Annotated in this window: 20 protein-coding genes; 5 read left to right on the forward strand and 15 right to left on the reverse strand. The window is 62.2% G+C overall.

Annotation, left to right across the window (positions count from 1 at the left end; all coding sequences use genetic code 11):
• A partial coding sequence (locus VGL01_RS03505) for a helix-turn-helix transcriptional regulator (RefSeq protein WP_331567119.1) occupies positions 1-226 on the forward strand: 226 nt, incomplete at its 5' end.
• A 38-nt stretch (positions 227-264) separates the two neighbouring features.
• Here VGL01_RS03505 and VGL01_RS03510 read toward each other — a convergent pair.
• The 3 genes from VGL01_RS03510 to VGL01_RS03520 form a co-directional block, all read right to left on the reverse strand.
• On the reverse strand, positions 265-648 hold the full coding sequence (locus tag VGL01_RS03510) for an HrpB1 family type III secretion system apparatus protein (protein ID WP_331567121.1): 384 nt from the start codon (positions 646-648) through the stop codon (positions 265-267).
• Between the two features lie 17 nt (positions 649-665).
• The gene (locus VGL01_RS03515) at positions 666-890 is read right to left on the reverse strand and encodes a hypothetical protein (protein WP_331567123.1); all 225 of its coding nucleotides are present in this window, start codon (positions 888-890) and stop codon (positions 666-668) included.
• 181 nt (positions 891-1,071) lie between these two features.
• On the reverse strand, positions 1,072-1,494 hold the full coding sequence (locus VGL01_RS03520; protein ID WP_331567125.1) for an HrpB1 family type III secretion system apparatus protein: 423 nt from the start codon (positions 1,492-1,494) through the stop codon (positions 1,072-1,074).
• A 372-nt stretch (positions 1,495-1,866) separates the two neighbouring features.
• Between VGL01_RS03520 and VGL01_RS03525 the strand changes: the two genes are divergently transcribed.
• On the forward strand, positions 1,867-3,072 hold the full coding sequence (locus VGL01_RS03525) for a hypothetical protein (RefSeq protein WP_331567127.1): 1,206 nt from the start codon (positions 1,867-1,869) through the stop codon (positions 3,070-3,072).
• A gap of 311 nt (positions 3,073-3,383) precedes the next feature.
• Here the strand turns inward: VGL01_RS03525 and VGL01_RS03530 are convergent, their stop codons facing one another.
• Together VGL01_RS03530 and VGL01_RS03535 are read right to left on the reverse strand one after the other, a co-directional pair.
• Positions 3,384-4,199: a CHAP domain-containing protein gene (locus tag VGL01_RS03530; protein WP_331567129.1), complete on the reverse strand. Its 816-nt coding sequence runs from the start codon at positions 4,197-4,199 to the stop codon at positions 3,384-3,386.
• A gap of 207 nt (positions 4,200-4,406) precedes the next feature.
• Entirely contained in the window at positions 4,407-4,538 is a 132-nt protein-coding gene (locus VGL01_RS03535; RefSeq protein ID WP_331567131.1) for a hypothetical protein, read from the reverse strand.
• Between the two features lie 16 nt (positions 4,539-4,554).
• Between VGL01_RS03535 and VGL01_RS03540 the strand changes: the two genes are divergently transcribed.
• On the forward strand, positions 4,555-5,409 hold the full coding sequence (locus tag VGL01_RS03540; RefSeq protein ID WP_331567133.1) for a DUF3455 domain-containing protein: 855 nt from the start codon (positions 4,555-4,557) through the stop codon (positions 5,407-5,409).
• A 39-nt stretch (positions 5,410-5,448) separates the two neighbouring features.
• Here VGL01_RS03540 and VGL01_RS03545 read toward each other — a convergent pair whose 3' ends face one another.
• Positions 5,449-6,561: an aromatic ring-hydroxylating dioxygenase subunit alpha gene (locus VGL01_RS03545; RefSeq protein ID WP_331567135.1), complete on the reverse strand. Its 1,113-nt coding sequence runs from the start codon at positions 6,559-6,561 to the stop codon at positions 5,449-5,451.
• A gap of 581 nt (positions 6,562-7,142) precedes the next feature.
• On the opposite strand from VGL01_RS03545, the gene VGL01_RS03550 reads away from it, so the two are divergent.
• Complete coding sequence (locus tag VGL01_RS03550) at positions 7,143-8,132, forward strand: response regulator transcription factor (RefSeq protein ID WP_331567137.1); 990 nt, start codon at positions 7,143-7,145, stop codon at positions 8,130-8,132.
• 73 nt (positions 8,133-8,205) lie between these two features.
• Here VGL01_RS03550 and sctC read toward each other — a convergent pair whose 3' ends face one another.
• From sctC to VGL01_RS03595, 9 genes are all read right to left on the reverse strand, one after another.
• On the reverse strand, positions 8,206-10,044 hold the full coding sequence (gene sctC, locus VGL01_RS03555; protein ID WP_331567139.1) for a type III secretion system outer membrane ring subunit SctC: 1,839 nt from the start codon (positions 10,042-10,044) through the stop codon (positions 8,206-8,208).
• A 217-nt stretch (positions 10,045-10,261) separates the two neighbouring features.
• On the reverse strand, positions 10,262-11,083 hold the full coding sequence (sctT, locus tag VGL01_RS03560; RefSeq protein WP_331567141.1) for a type III secretion system export apparatus subunit SctT: 822 nt from the start codon (positions 11,081-11,083) through the stop codon (positions 10,262-10,264).
• 74 nt (positions 11,084-11,157) lie between these two features.
• Positions 11,158-11,673 (reverse strand): type III secretion protein, encoded by a 516-nt coding sequence (locus VGL01_RS03565; protein WP_331567143.1) that lies wholly within the window; start codon positions 11,671-11,673, stop codon positions 11,158-11,160.
• A 4-nt stretch (positions 11,674-11,677) separates the two neighbouring features.
• Positions 11,678-13,018 (reverse strand): type III secretion system ATPase SctN, encoded by a 1,341-nt coding sequence (sctN, locus tag VGL01_RS03570; RefSeq protein WP_331567251.1) that lies wholly within the window; start codon positions 13,016-13,018, stop codon positions 11,678-11,680.
• Between the two features lie 4 nt (positions 13,019-13,022).
• Complete coding sequence (gene sctL / locus VGL01_RS03575; protein WP_331567145.1) at positions 13,023-13,910, reverse strand: type III secretion system stator protein SctL; 888 nt, start codon at positions 13,908-13,910, stop codon at positions 13,023-13,025.
• Positions 13,895-14,611, reverse strand: a complete 717-nt coding sequence (locus VGL01_RS03580) for a type III secretion protein HrpB4 (RefSeq protein WP_331567147.1) — start codon at positions 14,609-14,611, stop codon at positions 13,895-13,897. The genes sctL and VGL01_RS03580 overlap by 16 nt, the downstream gene beginning before the upstream one ends.
• Positions 14,611-15,438, reverse strand: a complete 828-nt coding sequence (sctJ, locus tag VGL01_RS03585; RefSeq protein WP_414720163.1) for a type III secretion system inner membrane ring lipoprotein SctJ — start codon at positions 15,436-15,438, stop codon at positions 14,611-14,613. Before sctJ ends, VGL01_RS03580 begins: the two co-directional genes overlap by 1 nt.
• 3 nt (positions 15,439-15,441) lie before the next feature.
• Entirely contained in the window at positions 15,442-15,831 is a 390-nt protein-coding gene (locus tag VGL01_RS03590) for a type III secretion protein HrpB2 (RefSeq protein WP_331567149.1), read from the reverse strand.
• Positions 15,832-15,857: 26 nt separating this feature from the next.
• Positions 15,858-16,463: an HrpB1 family type III secretion system apparatus protein gene (locus tag VGL01_RS03595; protein WP_331567151.1), complete on the reverse strand. Its 606-nt coding sequence runs from the start codon at positions 16,461-16,463 to the stop codon at positions 15,858-15,860.
• A 320-nt stretch (positions 16,464-16,783) separates the two neighbouring features.
• On the opposite strand from VGL01_RS03595, the gene sctU reads away from it, so the two are divergent.
• Positions 16,784-17,872 carry a type III secretion system export apparatus subunit SctU gene (gene sctU, locus VGL01_RS03600; RefSeq protein ID WP_331567153.1) on the forward strand — a complete coding sequence of 363 codons (1,089 nt, stop codon included), beginning with the start codon at positions 16,784-16,786 and terminating at the stop codon, positions 17,870-17,872.
• The last annotated feature ends 51 nt before the right edge of the window (positions 17,873-17,923 follow it).

Here is a 17,923-nt window from a genome sequence, read left to right on the forward strand (position 1 = left end):
GCTGCTCTCGCGCATCAGCGCGGATGGCCTGAGCGCGGTTCAGCGCTCGATTTTGCAATGCGTGACAGAAGGAATGAGCGATCGCGAGATCGCTGCGAGCATCGGGCTGCAGCCCCATCGCGTCGCGCAGCATGTGCGTCAACTGCTGACGTTTTTCCGGGCGCACAACCGCGTGCAGCTCGCGTATATCGCGGGAACGGTCAGCGAACTCGCGGGTATGGAATAAGCGGTGCAGCAGTTACGACTGCGCTGCACCGCTAATATTCACTGGGATGTGAGGGAAGGCTGAGCGTCGACGCGGCCTAGCAACTGCCGCATTGCCTCGCGCACGAAGGGATCCGGATCGTCCACCCTTTCCTCGGCATAGCGATGCCACATTGGATCGCCGAGTGCGTAAAGGCAAAGCGCCTTGAGTTCATCGCAGCGCCCGTCGGGCAGACTATTGATGTGTTGCAGCGCTTCCAGCGCGCGCCCGCGCCGGATCGCAATCACCGTTGGAAAAGCCAACGCCTCGCGGGCATCCGGATTGACGTCGTACAACTGCGCCAGCAGCGCATCGGCATCGTCGAGACGATTGGACTCAATCGCTTCGACGAGCGCCTTCACGAGTGGTGCGGTTGCGGACTGGCGGGTCGTATCCGTCGACATGGGACCGGTCGCGTCCGTCAGAATTGCCCGCTGGAATCGGAGCCGGACAGTGCGTTCAAGGAGCTCGGGTTCAGCCCCATGCCGCCACCACCAGTGAGCGAATTGGAATCACGGCTCATCAGCGCCGACTGCGCCATATCGAAAGGGGTCTTGACGACGTCCGCAACACCCTCTCCCACCTTGCCTGGGTTCAGTGTCAAAACACCGCCCACGATGTTCCCCAAACCGTCTAGTAAGCCCATGTGACTCTCCTCTTGCGAAATGAAAGAAGGCGCTCGATTCAAAAGGCCGGCAGGTTCCATAGCCTTCGGCACGCGTACCGCCCAATGTAATTCGCGGATCGGTACTCACGCCGCCGAGTGCGAAGCCATGTACGAAGATGCGAATCGCGCCCTGCCCAGCGATGCAACACAACATCTACTTCTAGAGGTACTCTGCCCCGACTTTCCGAGCGATATGCTCCGCGAGCGGCTCCTCGGTAACTTCAAGAAACTTGCTCGCGATCGTGAGACCGGTGATATCGCTGCTCTTCACGACATCCGCCACGCAGCGGCGCCAAGCCTCGTCGCCCAGCACGTGCAAACACCATCCTTCCAGTGCCGAAACCACGGGCGAGCCGTGCCCCTGCGCTTCGATCTGCCTCAGCAGGCGCAAGGCATCGACCCAGCGTTGCGCATTGACGAGCAGCCGGACCTCGCACAGGTCGACAACGAGCTGCTTCGGATGGACGACGCGCAACGCGAGCAGCAGTTCCTCCGCCTCCGCATGAGCCTGCGTGCGCAACGCGCCTGCGAAAATCGTCAGCAGGAAATTCAACACCGCAGGAGTGCATTGAGTGTTCGACATGGCTCAGCCCCGATGGGTACCCGGCCGACAGGTTCGCAGCCGGCAGCAGCCTCTCCTATCCGGCCCCTGTTGCGCTGCATTCTCTCGCTGACATCAACGCGCGCCGTTGGGTGACGCGAAGCCGTCGCCGCTCACGCGAAGTTCGAAGGCTTTGCAAGCCTACCTGTTCGAGTAGATAGGACGAACTCGGTGCCCCAACTCGTATCGGCTCTCTCATGCACGATGCGAAAAACTTCGGATGCCGGCACTTCGCTTCGCATCGGTTCGCGTACGCGAATCCGTCTCCCCTACCCTATCGCCTGAAGTCATCCAATTTGCGGTTCTGGACGTTCCTCGAACAGATGGATCAATTCGATCAATTGTGAGACAGCCATGACAACTTCAGCCCCATCCATTACGGCCCCGAACTCCACAACGGCCCACTTCCTGAACAACACGAGCCCTTATGGTACGAGCGCCAGGATGGATACCGGGGCGACCAACGGTGGCGACATCGAAAGCTATCTTGCTTCGCTCGATGTGTTTGGCGGAGGTATGCCACAAGGAGGTTATCCGAGCGTTTCCGATGAAGCCGAACGCTATCTTGCCTCGTTGGAGGGCGGCCAGTCAGGGGGCTATCCGAGCGTTGCCGACGGAGCCGAACGCTACCTTGCCTCGTTGGAGGGCGGCCAGTCAGGAGGCTATTCGAGCGTTGCCGACGGAGCCGAACGCTATCTTGCCTCGCTGGAGGGCGGCCAGTCGGGCGTGCCTCAGGCCGGCCAGCCCGACGCCGCGGGCTTGCGCAACGTGAAGCTCACGACCGCAAAGGGCAAGGAGCTGAATTTACAGGAGGACGGCCAAGGCGACCTCTACGATCATGGCAAAGAAGTCGGCACGCTCGATCAGCAAAGCGGCAAGATCACGATGAATTCATCGGAGCAGGGGCGAAAGGACGCCGACTTGTTGAGAAAGGGCACCAGCCACGGATTCTTGGATTTTTTCCACCATCTGCCCGACAGCAATGGCAACACCACGTTCGGTTCCGAGGTCACCGTCAACGCGGGCGATCTCACGCCGGCCCAGCAAGCCTACGAGAACGCATCGAATGCCGGCCAACCGTTGCCGGGGGGCACACCGGCTGGATATCCCGTTCCTCAAGTCGGCCAGCCCGATGCCTTGGGCTTGCGCAACGTGAAGCTCACGACGGCAAACGGTAAGGAGCTGGATTTGCAGGAGGACGGCCAAGGCAACCTCTACGATCACGGCACAGAAGTCGGCACGCTCGATCAGCAAAGCGGCAAGATCACGATGAATTCGTCGCAGCAAGGGCGAAAGGACGCCGGTGTCTTGATAGCGGGCACCAGCCACGGATTGTTGGACTATATGCACCATCTGCCCGACGGCAATGGCAATGTCACGTTCGGTTCCGAGGTTACCGTCAACGCAGGCGATCTCACGCCGGCCCAGCAAGCCTACGAGCAATCCGCCAGCGCTATCCCCGCACCCCGTAGCCCGAGCTTCTTCCCACTGCAGATGCAGCCGAACATCCAGCCGATTCCGCTGGCCGACGCCTCACAGTCGGACGTCGAGTCCGCCTGACTGCCTGACCAGTAATAGCTACGACGGGATGATTCCGGCTGCAGCCGGGCCATTCCGTCGAGCGATCGTCGGTTCTGCTTCCCCTTCCCCTACTTCCTCGCCCGGCTGAATTGGCTCGTTCGCGCCAAGGGACGCCCTACGTGTCCGCGTGCGTTGCCCGTCCTTAGGTCAAGCCGAGTCTATTTCAGTTTCAGCGGCTGTTACTCTCGTATCTATTCCCGAGCCCACCCGAAAAGACGAGCAAAGGCCCGGACCTCAGCGAAGTCCAGGCCTTCGTCGCAGACCTGCGGCGGGACCGTCTTAATAGGTGCTCAAGGCGGACTCAGGAACACGACATTACCCCTGTTACCGGTATAGGTGTCGTTGGAAACCACCTGCGGTCCGCTACCGCCTTGCGTGTTGTTCGAGCCAATCAGCGTAATGGAGCCGTTGTTGTTTTTCGCGACGAGTTCGACGTGCTCCGGCGTACCGCTGCTATCGAGAACGAAACATACATCGCCCGGCTTGGCCTGTGAGCGACTGACGGTGTGCCAGCCCTTGCCCTGGAGCGTACTCTTCAAGCGCGGCGCGCTGTCGGTGTGCTCCGACGACGAAAGGAGTCCAGCCTTTTGAAGGCATGCCGAAACGAAATTCGCGCAGCATACGTCTGTCGGGACGCCTTGATGCATCGGCAAGCGCTGGCTCGACATCAGTTGGGCCGCGGATTGCCCCTTCACGCTTTCCGCGATGCCCGCGGGATTGCTCCCGCTGATAGGACCCACATTGGCATCGCCGGTCCCACCCGTGCCTCCGGCTTGAGCGTTAGCCAGCGCCGCCTGGATGAAAAGCGGCATCAATATGCCGGTTGCGCTCATCGGCACAGGTACATCGTCGCCACCCTCGTCATCGTCGCCACCGACCGAGGTAAGCTTCGACATCGCCGGTTCCATGATCATGTCCATCATCAAAGCGATGAACATCGCGAGCTCCGAGTTGGGCTCGGTAGCCGCACCGGCATCGCCGCCACTCAATTGAGGGTTGCCATAGGCAGCCGGCGAATTGGCGTTCGCATTTCTGGGGCGAGGTACAACCGGGTGGTAGGTCGGCCATACAGCGGGCACGGGGCTCGTCAACGTAGCTGCGCTCATACGGATACTCCGTCCGTGAAGCCATTACATCCAAAAAATGCACACCGATGCGCCATCCGCGCGCGGCGTCTCCTCACATGACTCTACGGAAGGCGGAAGCAGCCGCACATCGCTACGCGCAGCGATGTGCGGCAAAACGAAGCGGCACGCAATCGGGTACGAATTTACGCACCGTGTGCGCTTCGCTCATGTTTCGCATCGATATCGCTACGCGTTGCCGTACATGTTTTCGCGTCGGAGGTACACCGTGCCGAGGTTGTTGCAGGTATGCTCGGCCATACCTTCCGCATACGGTTCGTCGATGATTCGCAAACCCCGTAGCAATGGCGCCTTGTTCATTGACCGCTCGACGCGCATGAGCCACATGACGCCGCCGTTGCGGCTGGCCGCGTTGGCAGCCATGCTGGCCGGCGCGCTCGCCGGATGCGCCACGCGCGACATCCCACCTGCGAACACCGCACTCCCCGAATCGCTACGCACCCCGCCACAGGAAGTGCTCGAGGATGTCCTAACGGCCGTCGGCGAGACGTTCTATAACTGCCGCCGTGACGGCGCTCAGCTGTCGTGGGTTCGCAAGGGCTCCGAGGCTACGCTGGTCGACCAGGCGCGGCGCAACGTCGGCACCATCGTCCCCGGCCCGCGGTTCCTTGCTTATGACGGCAGTTATGTGTCCGGTCGCGTCGCGGCGCAGGAAATCGTCGCGACCGACGCGCTTCCGTGGGAACTGATCGTTGCACGGCGCACGAGCGGCACCGAGAAAGACACCGGCCGCTTCGCCAAAGTCACATCGCTTCAGCAGGTGCGCACCCGCGGCGGACTGCCGCCGCAGACGCATTGCACCCAGCAAGGCATCTCCCTTCTGGTGCCATTCTCCGCAACGTATCTGGTCTATCGGCCCGCCACGGGTCAACCTCCTACGACGCCGGCTCCCGAGAGCGCGACGGCGCCGGTGCCGACAACGACACCGGTGGCAACGCCACTTTCGTCGGCCGCCGGCGCACGAACGGCAGCACCTGCGTCGACGCCTTCGGCGCCTGCGGCATCGTCTCCCAACGCGGCCGCTTCCAGCCCCATCGCCGCAGCGCCGATAGCAGCGCCCGCAGCCGTTTCGGCATCTTCGCCCGCCCCGATTTTGACCATTGCTTCAGTGTCGGAACCATCGGTAGCCGGCATGCCAACGTTCTTCGACTCCCTCTACATCAGGCCGTAACCGATAGGACGCCGTGTGCGTCCCGAACGCGATGCTTCGTCAAGTCACGAGCCTGCCGGCGTCCTCGCCGAGCGCGCCGGCAACGCGCTCTTTACGACTGGCCGGCTCGATGCGCGCCGCATCGGCGATTTGCGTTTGCGCTTCAGCGGCGATCAGCCTTTCGAGGATGCGCCGCGCGCGGACCGCGCCGGCGTCGATGGGCAGCATAACGGGCCGCAGCGACCAGAAATCTCGATCGCCGATCACTTGCTGTTGCGCTTCAAGCATCGGCAGATCTTCGTCGCGAAACGGCGTCATCAATGCCTCGACGCCATCGCGCAGCTCCGCCGCGCCCTCCAGGCCGGCCTGATGAGGCACCCCGAAAACATAGAAGTAATGTGTGCTCCGCTCCGTCTCGGGTGACAGCCAGTGCGCCGAATGGCTCACACGTGCGAACTCGTCGGAAAGCGTCGTTTCGCAAATACGCATGCTGACCGTGTGCAACGCGGGCGGCTGCCACCGAACGTCGAGCTGCCGATTGACCAGGGCCCCATCGGCCACTTTAAACGCTCGTGCGACGAAAGGCGCGAGCGCCTCTTCAGCAATCCTGCGCGTCACCGAGACGGAGTCCCCATCGACGAGACACTCGACTTGCGCCGCGGCGATGTGCTCGCTGCCGAGCGTATTCGGATGCAGAAATTGAAGATGACTGAGATCGAGCACATTGTCGGAACTCAATTGATAGTTCGCGCGCGTGAGCAGATAACCGGTGCTCGTGAAATTCCGGCGGGGATCGACGAACTCGAAATCGGGCAACGGGGTGCTTTCGGCCCGTGATGCTTCACCCGGCCAGAACCAGATCGCGCCATATCGCTCCCGCGTGGGATAGCAACGCACGGTCGCACCTTCCGGCAGTCGGCCATTCCCGTGCGGATTCATGACGCAAGCACCCGAGGAGCCGAAGCGCAAGCCGTGGTAGGGGCACTCGATCGCGCCGTCGACAACCCGTCCGCGCGATAACGGAGCGAACCGATGAGGGCACCGATCGTCCAACGCAACGATCTTGCGGGCGTCATCGCGGTACAACACAACGGGCAAGCCGACGAGCGTACGCGCAAGCACCTTGCCGACCTTGATTTCATCGCTGAACGCCGCGACGTACCATGCGTTCATCAAAAAAGCCACACTCGCCTCCCGACGACATCCCTTTTTGTGAAAATGCGGCGGACAACCGGTTTCATCGACATGCCCCCCTTATTCCACGCATTAACGGTACGCGAAAAACAGGCAAACGCTTTTTACGGACCCGTAAGCGACAAATCGGCAATTAGCTCAATACTACGAACTCGCGGATTGACTTCCTCGGCTCCTTCCCTTTTATCGCCGCCTCCTCCCCCCCTTGCCTTCCTTTCGACCTTGAAAGACTTGCCCTTGAAGAACAGGGGCTCGGCCGCTCGGGTCGCTTCCCCGCGCATGCTTTTCAGTTCATCTCCCATGGCACATGCGATCTCGGAGTCTGGCGACCGGGTACGCACCGAATCTACGGATTTTCGAACTCATTTCTTTCAAGGTTCGTGAATTATCATTGAGCCAGCTTATGCGTCAATTCGAATGAAACAAAACGTTACATCCTAAGGACGTCTAAACGTTTACTGTCCGGCTATTCGGAGTCTTTTCTAGCCGGAATGCAGTTTCCCTTCGTGCGAGCACATCGTGCGACCGGAACCACTGGAGGGAAGATGAAACTTGCAGTCATGACCAGAAGCACAGCGCTCTTCCAGTTGATCTGTCAGTGCTTCGAGCCGGACGGCGCGCAATGCACCCGGTTCTCGGACGAGGTGGTGTTCGCGCGCGCCATCTACCGCGATGACTACACTGCCATCCTGATCGACGCCGAGACCGGCATGAATCCTATGCGCCCGGTGCTGGCGAGACGCTCGTGTTACGCGGATCGGCGCGCGCCGCTCATCGTCGTGGGCGCCCATCAAAATCGCGAGAACATCGTCGAGCTGTTCGACGCCGGCGCCGACGATATCGTGCTGTGCCCGATCAACTCGGCCGAGCTCGTATTGCGCGTGCATCTCGCGGTACGCCGTTTTCAACCGCTTCAAACGGCCGAAACGGCCGATCGCCTGGAATGCGGCTCCTATCTGCTGGACCGCCGCACCTGTACGGTCTGGGTCGACGACGAGCCGGTCCGGCTGACGTCCCGCGAGTTCGCCATCGCATGGCTCGTATTCGCGTGTCCCGGCGAATACGTGAGCCGCCGCCAGATCGCCGGCGCGGTATGGAGCAGCTCCGAGGATATCGTCGGACGCACGCTGGAACAGCATATCTACAAGCTGCGCAAGAAGCTCAGCTTGAACGGGTCGCACGGCGTGCGCCTGCGCACGATGTACGCACACGGCTACCGCGTCGAGATCGAGCTTCCCAAGGAAGTGGGCGATACGCGCGTTGCCTCGGAGGAATCGGCACCGGGGATCGCTCAAACGCCCGACGTTCTCTCGGCAATTGCATCGATGCTGCAGGTCGAGGCGCTGGCCCCGACTCCGGCGGACAGCTTTGCCTTGCTCGGCTCGTCCCGCGCCGAGTTGCATCCGGCCGACAGCGAAATGGCACGCAGCGCCCGCGCGTGGTCCGCAGAAGACTGCAGCGATGTGCTGAGTGCATGCGCCTCGAGTAACCCGTCGCGCGCCATTACCTTCGGCACGAGTGAACCGGTGCGTGGCCGCGACGGCCACTGACGGCAGACCCTTCTTCCGCGCGCCGCCAACGAGACGGCGCGCTTCGGTGCGCGCCGCATCGGCGTGTCTCGCGTCAGAAATCCAGGATGCGAGGCGAGAGCAGGAAGAGCCGCTCCATATGGCTATTTTCATGCGAACGATACCGGAACAAGGCACCCAGGAACGGAATCTTCGACAGCAATGGAATGCCCGTCTCGCCGTTGGTCGAGCTGTCGACGCGATATCCGGCGATCAACAGGCTCTCGCCCTGGTTGACGAACGATTCGGTGTTGATCGTGCTCGTGGTGATGATCGGGATGTTGTCGACCTGCTGTGAGGTAACCGTCCCATCTTCAATGTTGACCTTGAGCTTGATTTGCTGCTGGCCGTTTTCCTCGACAACCATCGGCAGAACCCGCAACGACACCCCGGTCGAAATGCTATAGAGATCCGCTGCCGTGTAGCCCGACACGCGCACGAAAAAGCGCGTCTTGTGATCCATGACAGCCTCGACGTTATCGAGCGTCGCGACCTTCGGACTCGCATCGATCTTCGCGAGGTTGCTTTCCTGCAATGCGTTGACGCGTGCGAGCAGATAGCGACCCGCGTTACCCAGCACCGCTGTGAGCGATGCGCCGACCGGCGACGTGTTGATGACTGTAGTGCCGTCTTGCAGTGTCTGCGTGCCGAAGACTGGATTGATGTTGCCGTTGTATCCGTTTTGCTGCGTCGTGCCATTGCCGGTCTGAAAATCGATGTGGCTGTTATGGGCACGCCAGTCGACTCCGATCTGCTTGAGCGCCGTATCGTCGATCTCGATGATGTGCGCTTCGATTTCGATGAGCTTCGGCTTGACGTCGAGCCGATCGATGAGATCCTGATATTGTGAAAGCCGCTGCGGGACATCGCGAATCAGCACCGAGTTCGTGCGCGGATCGGGTTCGATGACGGGAAGCGACTTGCTGCCGACGATCCCGTTCGAACTATCGGCATCGCCCATCGGTCCGTTATTCGACGCGAGCGTGTAGTTCTGCAGCGAAGGCATCGTCGATGGCGCGCCGCCCGCCGCCATACCGTTGAGCAGGCCGGCCAAGCCTGGCTGCGGTGCATTCACACCGTTCATCGACTGCGGCAGAGGCGGATTGATGCCGCCTTCGAATCCACCGCCCGTGGTTGAACCCGTCACGTCCTGCATCGGTTGCATGCGTTGCATCGTCGGGGCTTTTGCCGGACGGCCGCCGTCGAGACCGGTCGAGCCGTTGAGCGTGTCGCTGCTGCCTTGTGGGTGATACATGCGCGAAAGCACGGTTGCCACACCGGGCACCGTGATGGCCTTGCCGTCGATCTGCACCTGGTGATCGTCGGCCCATGCGTGATGAAGCGAATAAACGCGAACCGAGGAACCGAGACGTTCGCCCGCGCGATCGTCGAGGCGGTGTGCAATTTCGGCAACGAGCTGAACATACGGCTGGGGACCGCTTACGAGCGCGGTGCCCTGGGTCGCGTCATAGGTGATCGGAAAGCGCGGATTGCTGATCCGCAACTGCTCCAGCGCACCTTTCAAGTCTTCGGTACTCGCATGGTCGAGTTTGACGACCTGCCGGGTCACACTGTTCGCGTCGCTGATCGACAGTACGTTGCCGTCGTAGAACCAGACGAAACCAAACGTCGAGGCGAGTGTGTCGAGAAACCGCTGCGGCGACATATCGAAGCGACCCGTCACCGTGCCGTGCACATCGTTCGAAATCGTTGCGGGCACACCTTGTCCGGCGGTGAAGTCGCGCAATACGTCCTTCAGTTCCTTGCCTTCGACAGATAAATGCACCATCGAGCCGTGCCAGCGGATGGGCGCCGCGTACGCATGCGAAGCAGCGAGAGAACATGAGAGATATGCCGCCACGCAGGCAGCGCGAACGAGCCGTTTTATTTTCATGGCATCCGATCATCGAAGGTTGACATCCCCGTACCGTGCGCGCGGGCAGATGACCGTCTCGTGAAAGACGGGCGGCCCGCCTCATGAGAGGATGGCCGCTGCTCGCGTGAGATCAATGTAGCGGAGGTGAACTGCGCACATCTTCAACAAATCTGAGTTCGCGCCCCGATTTGAGAAGGATTGAGATTCATGCGTTCAAGTGCGGCAGCGCACGGCATCATTTGCCCGCGGCCATTGACGTAGCGATAGCGCGCAACTGTTCCGCCAGCCCTTTGAGAACGAGTTGATCCTTCACTTCGTTCACGAAAATGCCGACGAAAAGCGCGAGGATGAAGACCGTCACCGCTCCCTTGACTGGCTGACTCAAATTGGCGAGGTCGAGCTTTTGCGCACTTTTGGCGGCAAAGCCGATCGCGACGTCGATGAGCACGAGTACGAACATGATCGGCGTGGCGAGCTTTGCGACGGTCTGCATCAGCGTATCGGTCTGGTGCAGCACGAAGCTTTCGATGACGTTCGTCGCCACCGGCGCTCGGGAGATGATCGGCCACCAGTTGAACGACTCGTAGACGACCGCAAGCAGGAACGTCATGCCGCCGAGCACCCAGAACGCGACGCCGGCCACTTGCGAAAGAAGAATCGAAGTCGGCGTGGCCGACTCCTCTCTCAACGGGTTCGTCATCTGTGCGTTGTTGTAGCCCGTGAGATCGTCGATATACGTTCCGGCCGATTCGGCTACCCAGAACACCGTCGAAGCGGCGAAGCCGAGCACGAGGCCGATAATGGCCTCTTTCAGTGCCATCACGATCATGAACGTGCTGCTCAGGGACTCCATGACCATGACGGGCTGCCCATAGGCAACGAACGAACTGAAGAGAAGCACGATACCGTTGCGCACCACGCCCTGAAGGACGCCGTCCGCGGTCGGCGGAAAGATGGAGAACACCACATAGAGCCGCACCGACGACAAGCCCAGCAAGGTCAGAATGCGAACCGGGTTCGTCTCGGGCGACGAGAGTAGATAAAGTAGGTCGTTCATCTCGTGGGGCGCGCGTTTGCGGCAATCGCCTCGTTCATGTGTTCGTTATCCGTTGTTCGACCTGCCGTGCCGCATCATCGTGACTGCGCGGCAAGGCGTGCCCTGGCGAGCGCAGCCTCTTCCGCTTCCTCGTCGTCGGCGTCGGTGGTCTGCATGGTTTCGCCGCGTCGCAATTCGTCGATCCTGTCGTTGCACAAATCGATCCGTCCTCGGTTATTGGCTACGGCACGTACGGCATGCGCGACTTGCTGCACCTTGTCGGCGAGATCCGCCTCGTATTGCTGCAGCTCGCCTTCGAGCGCGCGCAGGCCCTCCGCGACTACATCCGCGTAGCGCATCGTCGCCGTCATTTCGGTCACCGAAACAACCGAGCCGCCGCTCATCATCCGGGCGATCCGGTCGTAGTATTGCTGCAACTGCCCGGCTTTCTCGCTGACCTCGGACGCCTTCTCGTCGCGCGCCTGCTGTGCCTGGCTTTGCTCGGCACGGCGAGCCGACAGTTCGGCCGTCAGAGTCTCGTCCAGCCTGCGCCGGCGCGATACCGTTCGTTCGAGCGCCGCAATACGCCGGGCGATGGCGGCCAGCTCCATTGCGTCAGCGATCGGCCAGCATGAACAGGTGCGCCTCGGTATCGTCCGGCGACGCATACTCCTGAGTCGATTGAGAGAAGAACGCACGAATGGCGTCGTTCTTTTCGATCGCCTCGTCCGCCAGCGGATTGCCGCCGGGTTGATATTCGCCGATCTGAAGCAGCATTTCGACCTCGCGGAATTTCGCGAGCATCTCGCGCACGCGCGCCGCGGCGCGCACGTGTTCACTGGACACGACTTGAGGCATCACGCGCGACAGACTTGCCAGAACGTCGATGGCGGGATATTGGTTCTTCGCGGCAATATCGCGCGACAGGATCATGTGCCCATCCAATATGCCCCGCACTTCTTCGGCGATCGGGTCGTTGCCCGATTCGTCTTCGGCAAGCACCGTATAAAGCCCCGTGATCGAGCCCGTGGCACCCATTCCCGCGCGCTCGAGCAAGCGCGGCAGTTCCGCGAAGATCGACGGCGGAAAACCGCGGCGAGCAGGCGGCTCGCCGGCTGCGAGTCCGATCTCGCGCTGGGCGCGCGCAAAGCGCGTCAACGAATCCATCATCAGCAGCACGCGCCGTCCCTGATCGCGAAAATACTCCGCAATCGCGGTCGCAACATAGGCCGCCTTCGCGCGCTCGATCGACGAACGATCGGAGGTCGCACACACCACGATCGAACGCGCCATGCCCTCGGGCCCGAGGATCTGCTCCACGAACTCACGCACTTCACGGCCGCGCTCGCCGATCAGTGCGATCACGGTCACGTCGCATTGCGCGCCGCGCGCGAACATGCCGAGCAGCGTGCTCTTGCCGACACCGGCAGGGGCGAAGATACCCATGCGCTGCCCTTCCGCTATCGTCATCATCGCGTCGACCACGCGTACTCCGGTGGCAAGCGGCGCCTCGATCAACTGGCGGCTCATCGGCTGGGGGGGATCGCCGAAAATCGGCCGCTCGTCGTCGACCTCGATGGGGCCGAGCCCGTCGATGGGCTCCCCGAGACTGTCGATGACTCGGCCCAGCAGCGCGTCTCCCACCTTGACCGAGAGCGGTCGCCCCAGGCCGACGACGCGAGTCGAACGGGACACGTTCGCCAGGCGGGAGAATGGCGAAAGCAACGCAACGTCGCGCGTGAAGCCGATGACCTCGGCATGCTGGAGCAACGTTCCGTTGGCTGCGCGCAGCTCGCAAAGCTCACCTAGCGTCACATCGAGCCCGGCCACTTTCACGAGCGTGCCGATCACCTCGAGTACTTTGCCGGTGCGTTCGACCGGCGAACTCGAAAGGATCTCGTGCTCGATCGCCTCGGTCAGCCGCTCGACGTCGAGGCCTGAGACGTCCGGGCTCATACGCTCAGCGGCCGCGCTCGTGGTCGGCATGGCCTGCATCGTGTCTCGCCACTGTTTCGTCGTCGTCATCGAGTTCATCGCCGGTTTCGCATCGCTCGAACTCGCCCAATTCGTCGAGCGCCTCTTCGCGCTCGCGCGGGGCACCGGGCGCGCTCCATGAACCCTCGCGTTGCATCTCGTTGACCGATTGCTTCAGCGCACGCGAGACCGCCGAGCGCATCGCACGGAGCTGGGTCGCGAGACTCGCATCGACGGCGCCGAAATCGGACTCGCACAGACAGGAGCCGGGCGGCAACCGCTTGTCGGCAACGACAGACAACGGAAAGGGCCGCCCCAGCTCGCGCCAGCGCGCAGCCAGGCGCTCGAATGCGCTATTGGCAACCTCGTAATCCGTCGGGCTCACGCTGACGCGCAGATACGTGGCCCCTTCGACGATACGATCGACGGCGCTCAACGCCTTTTCAAAAAGGCTGCGGGATTCCTGAACGCTGACGATCTGCTCGACGGCAACAGTCACGATCTGCGCGAGGCGCTCGCGCATCTTGGCCTGCAGGCGGCGCTCATCGGCATGCGATAGCGCGAGCCGCTCCATCCACTCGCTGACGGCGCGCCGTTCGCCGTCGCGATAACCATGTTCGGCGGCAGTTTCGAATTCGCGCCGCGCTTCAGCCACGAGCGCCTGCGCTTCCTCGCGGGCCGCCGCAAGAATACCCTCGGCTTCGAGCCCCGCTTCGGCCAGTATTGCCTCGCGATCCGCGGCAAGCTGCGCGTATGCCTCGTCGATTTGCATGAGGGCGCCGAACGCATCGCGCGGGACGACGTCGCCGTGCACCCCCACGCGCGAAGCGTCCGGCTCCAACCCCCTCCGATCCGATCTCAGCCAAATAACCATGCCCACTCCGGAAGCAATTTGGGAAGCATCGCGAAGAGTTCGGCAGTACCGTTCGGATCGACCTGCGCCGCCCCCTCTCGCATCCAGCCCGTATCTGGCAGGGTCTTGGGTAACGCGAGTCGCAGCAGCGGAAATGGCGGCGCAACGCTGCGCAAGTCGCGAATCACGAGCGCGTAGCCCTCGAAACTCAACGCTTGCGCATCGAGCCTGTCGAGCGCCGGCATCTGGCCGCGCTCGATGAGCCGGGCGATGTCGGGCGCATTGCCGCTCGTCGAGCCCCCTTGATTCATGACCTGGTCGAGCGGTATTCCCAGCCACTCGGACAATTGCATCCGGCTGCGCTTCTCGATGAGCCGCCGAGCCTCGGCACGTCGCAGCCGTACCGCACGCATACGAAGCACTTGCAGACCCAGCCGCGCCGGCAAGCAGTCGAGCAACGCCGGTCCGCTTGCGCGCAAGACCCCGAATCCCGGTTGCGTCACGCCCGCGGCGCGCAACAGCGCCCGCGAGCACAAGTCGACCTCTTTACGCCCCGCGGATTCGATCGCCTGGCGCAGCAGATCGAGCGCACGCGCCTCGATACGCAGCGCCGAGCCGAACCAGCTCGCGTGGGCCCAGCGCGCGGCGTCCCGCGCATTGCGCTCGTATGCGGCAAGCGCCGCCGCAGCGCGGGCGAAGGGGAACGCCGTTGCGGTTTCCATCAAGCTGCCGAAGACGGTTTTGACCGGCGCAAGCGCGCCATCAGCGCTTTGGTCTTCGCCTGCATGCGCGCCGCAAACGCTTGCACGTCGAACGACGCCGGCATGCCGCGCTTGAGCCAGACGTAAAGTCCGGCCGCGCAAACCAGGAAAACGATCGCAGCGGTCAGGACCACCGTCGGCGCGCTACCCGTCTTCGGGCGCTTCGCCAGCTCGACGGGGTCGGCCGCCACGGCCGTCACGCTGACGGCGTCGTACGTCAAGCCTTCCACGCTGTGCATGACGAGCGTCTTGATCTGCGGCACGAGGGAGCTCACGTCGGAATCGGGGCGGTATTTGATGAACACCGCGGCGGAGGACGGCTTCATCTGCTGCGCGAGCGGATCGTTGTTCGGCAGCACGATCTGCACGCGAGCGACGATCACCCCGTCGATCTTCGTCAGCGTCGACGACAATTCCTGCGACAGCCCGTAAATGAAGCGCACGCGCTCTTCGGTCGGCGTCGATACCAGACCATCCTTCTTGAACAATGCACCGAGGTCGTCGTACTTCGCGTGCGGCAGGCCTCGGGCCCGCAACACCTGCATGGCACGCACGATCTGATCTTCGTCCACGTCGAGCGCCCAGGTCTTGCCATCGTCGGCAGTCGTCTTCGCCGCGTCGACGTTCTGCTCGAGCAACGCCTCCACCATTTCGTTGACGTCTTGCTCGCTCAGATTGCCATAGAGCTCCTTCTTGCAACCTGCGAGCGCGAGACACGCCACGAGGACGGCGAACACCGCGAACGCGCGCGACCGTGACACGAGAGCGCCCATCATTGCTTCATGCATGGCTCATTGATTCTTCATCAGCGTTTCGACAGCCGACTTGGACGAATTCACGATCCCCATCTTTGCCTCCATGTCGAGCTGCGTGCTCGCGATTTCCATCGTCACACGCATCGTCGCGGCGGTCATTTCCTGCATCGACATATTCGGTGCCTGATTCATCATCGTCACTGTGTCGTTGACCGACTGCTGCAACTGCGCATCCTGCTGCGCGGCCATGGCCGCAATCATGCTCGTGCCACCGTTATTCCCGTCCGATGGCGGCGCCATGTGCGGCTTATCCATCATCGACTTGAATTTATCGCCGAGCTGTTGCGTCGCGGCATCGGACGCACCGGGCTGCACGGCTGCTTGCAGCGCCTCTTGGATCTGCTTCGCGGTAACAGGTACGCTCATGACATGTCTCCTTCGCCAATAGGCTTTCAGATCCGCAGGTAGCCTGGCTGAGGCACAGCCTCCTCCTGTGCGTGTCCGGCCGGTACGGGCGCCGGGTCGGCCGCCTCCCGCGAAGCGGGCGCGCTCAGAGTCGAATCGGCATCGATGTCGTCGGCCAGCGTCGCGATCGATGGGGGCACCTCGAAGGGCGCACCGTTCTTGTGGGCACGCAATGCATCCTGCAGGTCGTCGCGTGCCGCCAACGCGCGAACGAGCTGGCGCGTTTCGCGATCCGGATTCTCCCGTATCGCTTCGGCCGCGCTCTGACGCCAGTTCGGGTCGCCCTTGAACGACAGGCAAAATGCCAGCAGCGCCTTGGCGTAAGCGAATTGCGGTACGTTCGCCACCAGGCGCGAGAAAATGTGGATCGCCTCGTCCCAGTGGCCTCGCTGCATCTGCAACAACGCGGCAAACGTCTCCAGCTCGACCACCTTCGGCCGCAGCACCTTGAGCGCGTCCAGCGTCATTTCGATATCTTCCGGATCCGCGTCGATCACCGGAAAGCTGTTCAGCAGGGCCGCCGTCACGGTTTCTATCAAACCGCCGACTACTTCCTGACTGCAGTTCAGATACGTCGGCAAGGGAGTGCTCATGGCGCGAAACTCCTGCAATGTGAATTCGACAGAGAAACGACGCCCGGCCGCCATCATTGCGTCGCTCAGGCACGTCCGCTCCGAGAAAGATATCCAAGCGCGACAGCGGGTTGCATGCCCGACACGAAGCAAGAACATCGTGCGCGAAGTCTCTCAGACTTTCGTAGGAAATGAGCGGGTCGCTTCGCGCGTGCGTCGCTTGCTTCGCATCGCGCGTACGGTCTGGCGGGCGCTCCGATATCGTCGGAAGTTCAGGGATTCCCGGATTCCGGCGCTCCCGCCGGAATGGGCGGGACGAGGCCTCTTGCCGGATTGCAGCGATGAGCGAAGAAAAAACCGAGCAGCCAACTGACAAAAAGCTGCGCGACGCCCGAAAGGACGGCGACACGTCGAAGAGTACCGATCTGGTCGAGGCCGTCACGATGGTCGCCGTGCTCGGCGTACTGGTGTTCGGCGCGGGCGCGTTCGCGGGCGCCTGTCGTGCCATCGTCGATGCGGCCCTGAACTTCATGCGAGGCGATCGCGCGCTGACCGAGCTGTATGCCAGCCTCCTGTCGATCGGAACACGGTTCGTGACGATCGTCGGGCCATGCGTCGTCTTTGCCGGTATCGGGGCCGTCGCAGGACTCGCGCCGCAAGTCGGCTTCGAGATCGCGACGAAGCCGGTCGTGCCGGACCCGAACCGCCTCAATGTGGTCGAGGGGCTCAAGCGCATCTTCACCTGGCGCTCGCTGATCGAGCTCGCCAAGATGATTCTCAAGGCGGTCGTGATCGGATGCGTGATGTGGTTCACGATCACGCGGATGCTACCGCTTATCGTAGGATCGCTCTATCAGCCGCTGCCGCAGCTCTCGGTCATGTTCTGGGGCCTGCTGGTCAAGCTTTTCGGCGTCGCCGCACTGGTGTTCATCATCATCGGCGCCGCCGACGTCAAGCTGCAAAACATCATGTTCATGCGCAAGATGCGCATGTCGAAGGACGAGGTCAAACGCGAGCACAAGGACCAGGAGGGCGATCCGCGGATAAAGAGCGAGCGCAAGCGGCTCGCGCGCGAGCTCGTCATGAATGCCGCCCCGCAACAGCGCGTCGGTCTCGCCAACGCGTTGATCGTCAATCCGACCCATTACGCCGTCGCTATCCGTTACGCGCCCGACGAACACCCGCTGCCCCTGGTGACCGCCAAGGGCATGGACGAATCCGCGGCGCAACTGCGCCTTTTTGCCCAGGAAGCAAATGTGCCGATCATCGGCAACCCGCCGGTTGCGCGAGCCCTCTATAAAGTCGGGCTCGACGAGCCGATTCCCGAAGAACTCTTCGAGACCGTCGCCACCATCCTGCGTTGGGTCGATTCGATCGGCGCGAAGGGCGGGCGGCCTTCCGGCGCCAATCCCGCATCGGCCCTTCATTGACCGGCATGGCGCCGGGCTCGATGAGCATCGCAACGGAATTCAACGCTTCAT

Source organism: Trinickia sp., assembly GCF_036503415.1.
GTDB lineage: Bacteria > Pseudomonadota > Gammaproteobacteria > Burkholderiales > Burkholderiaceae > Trinickia.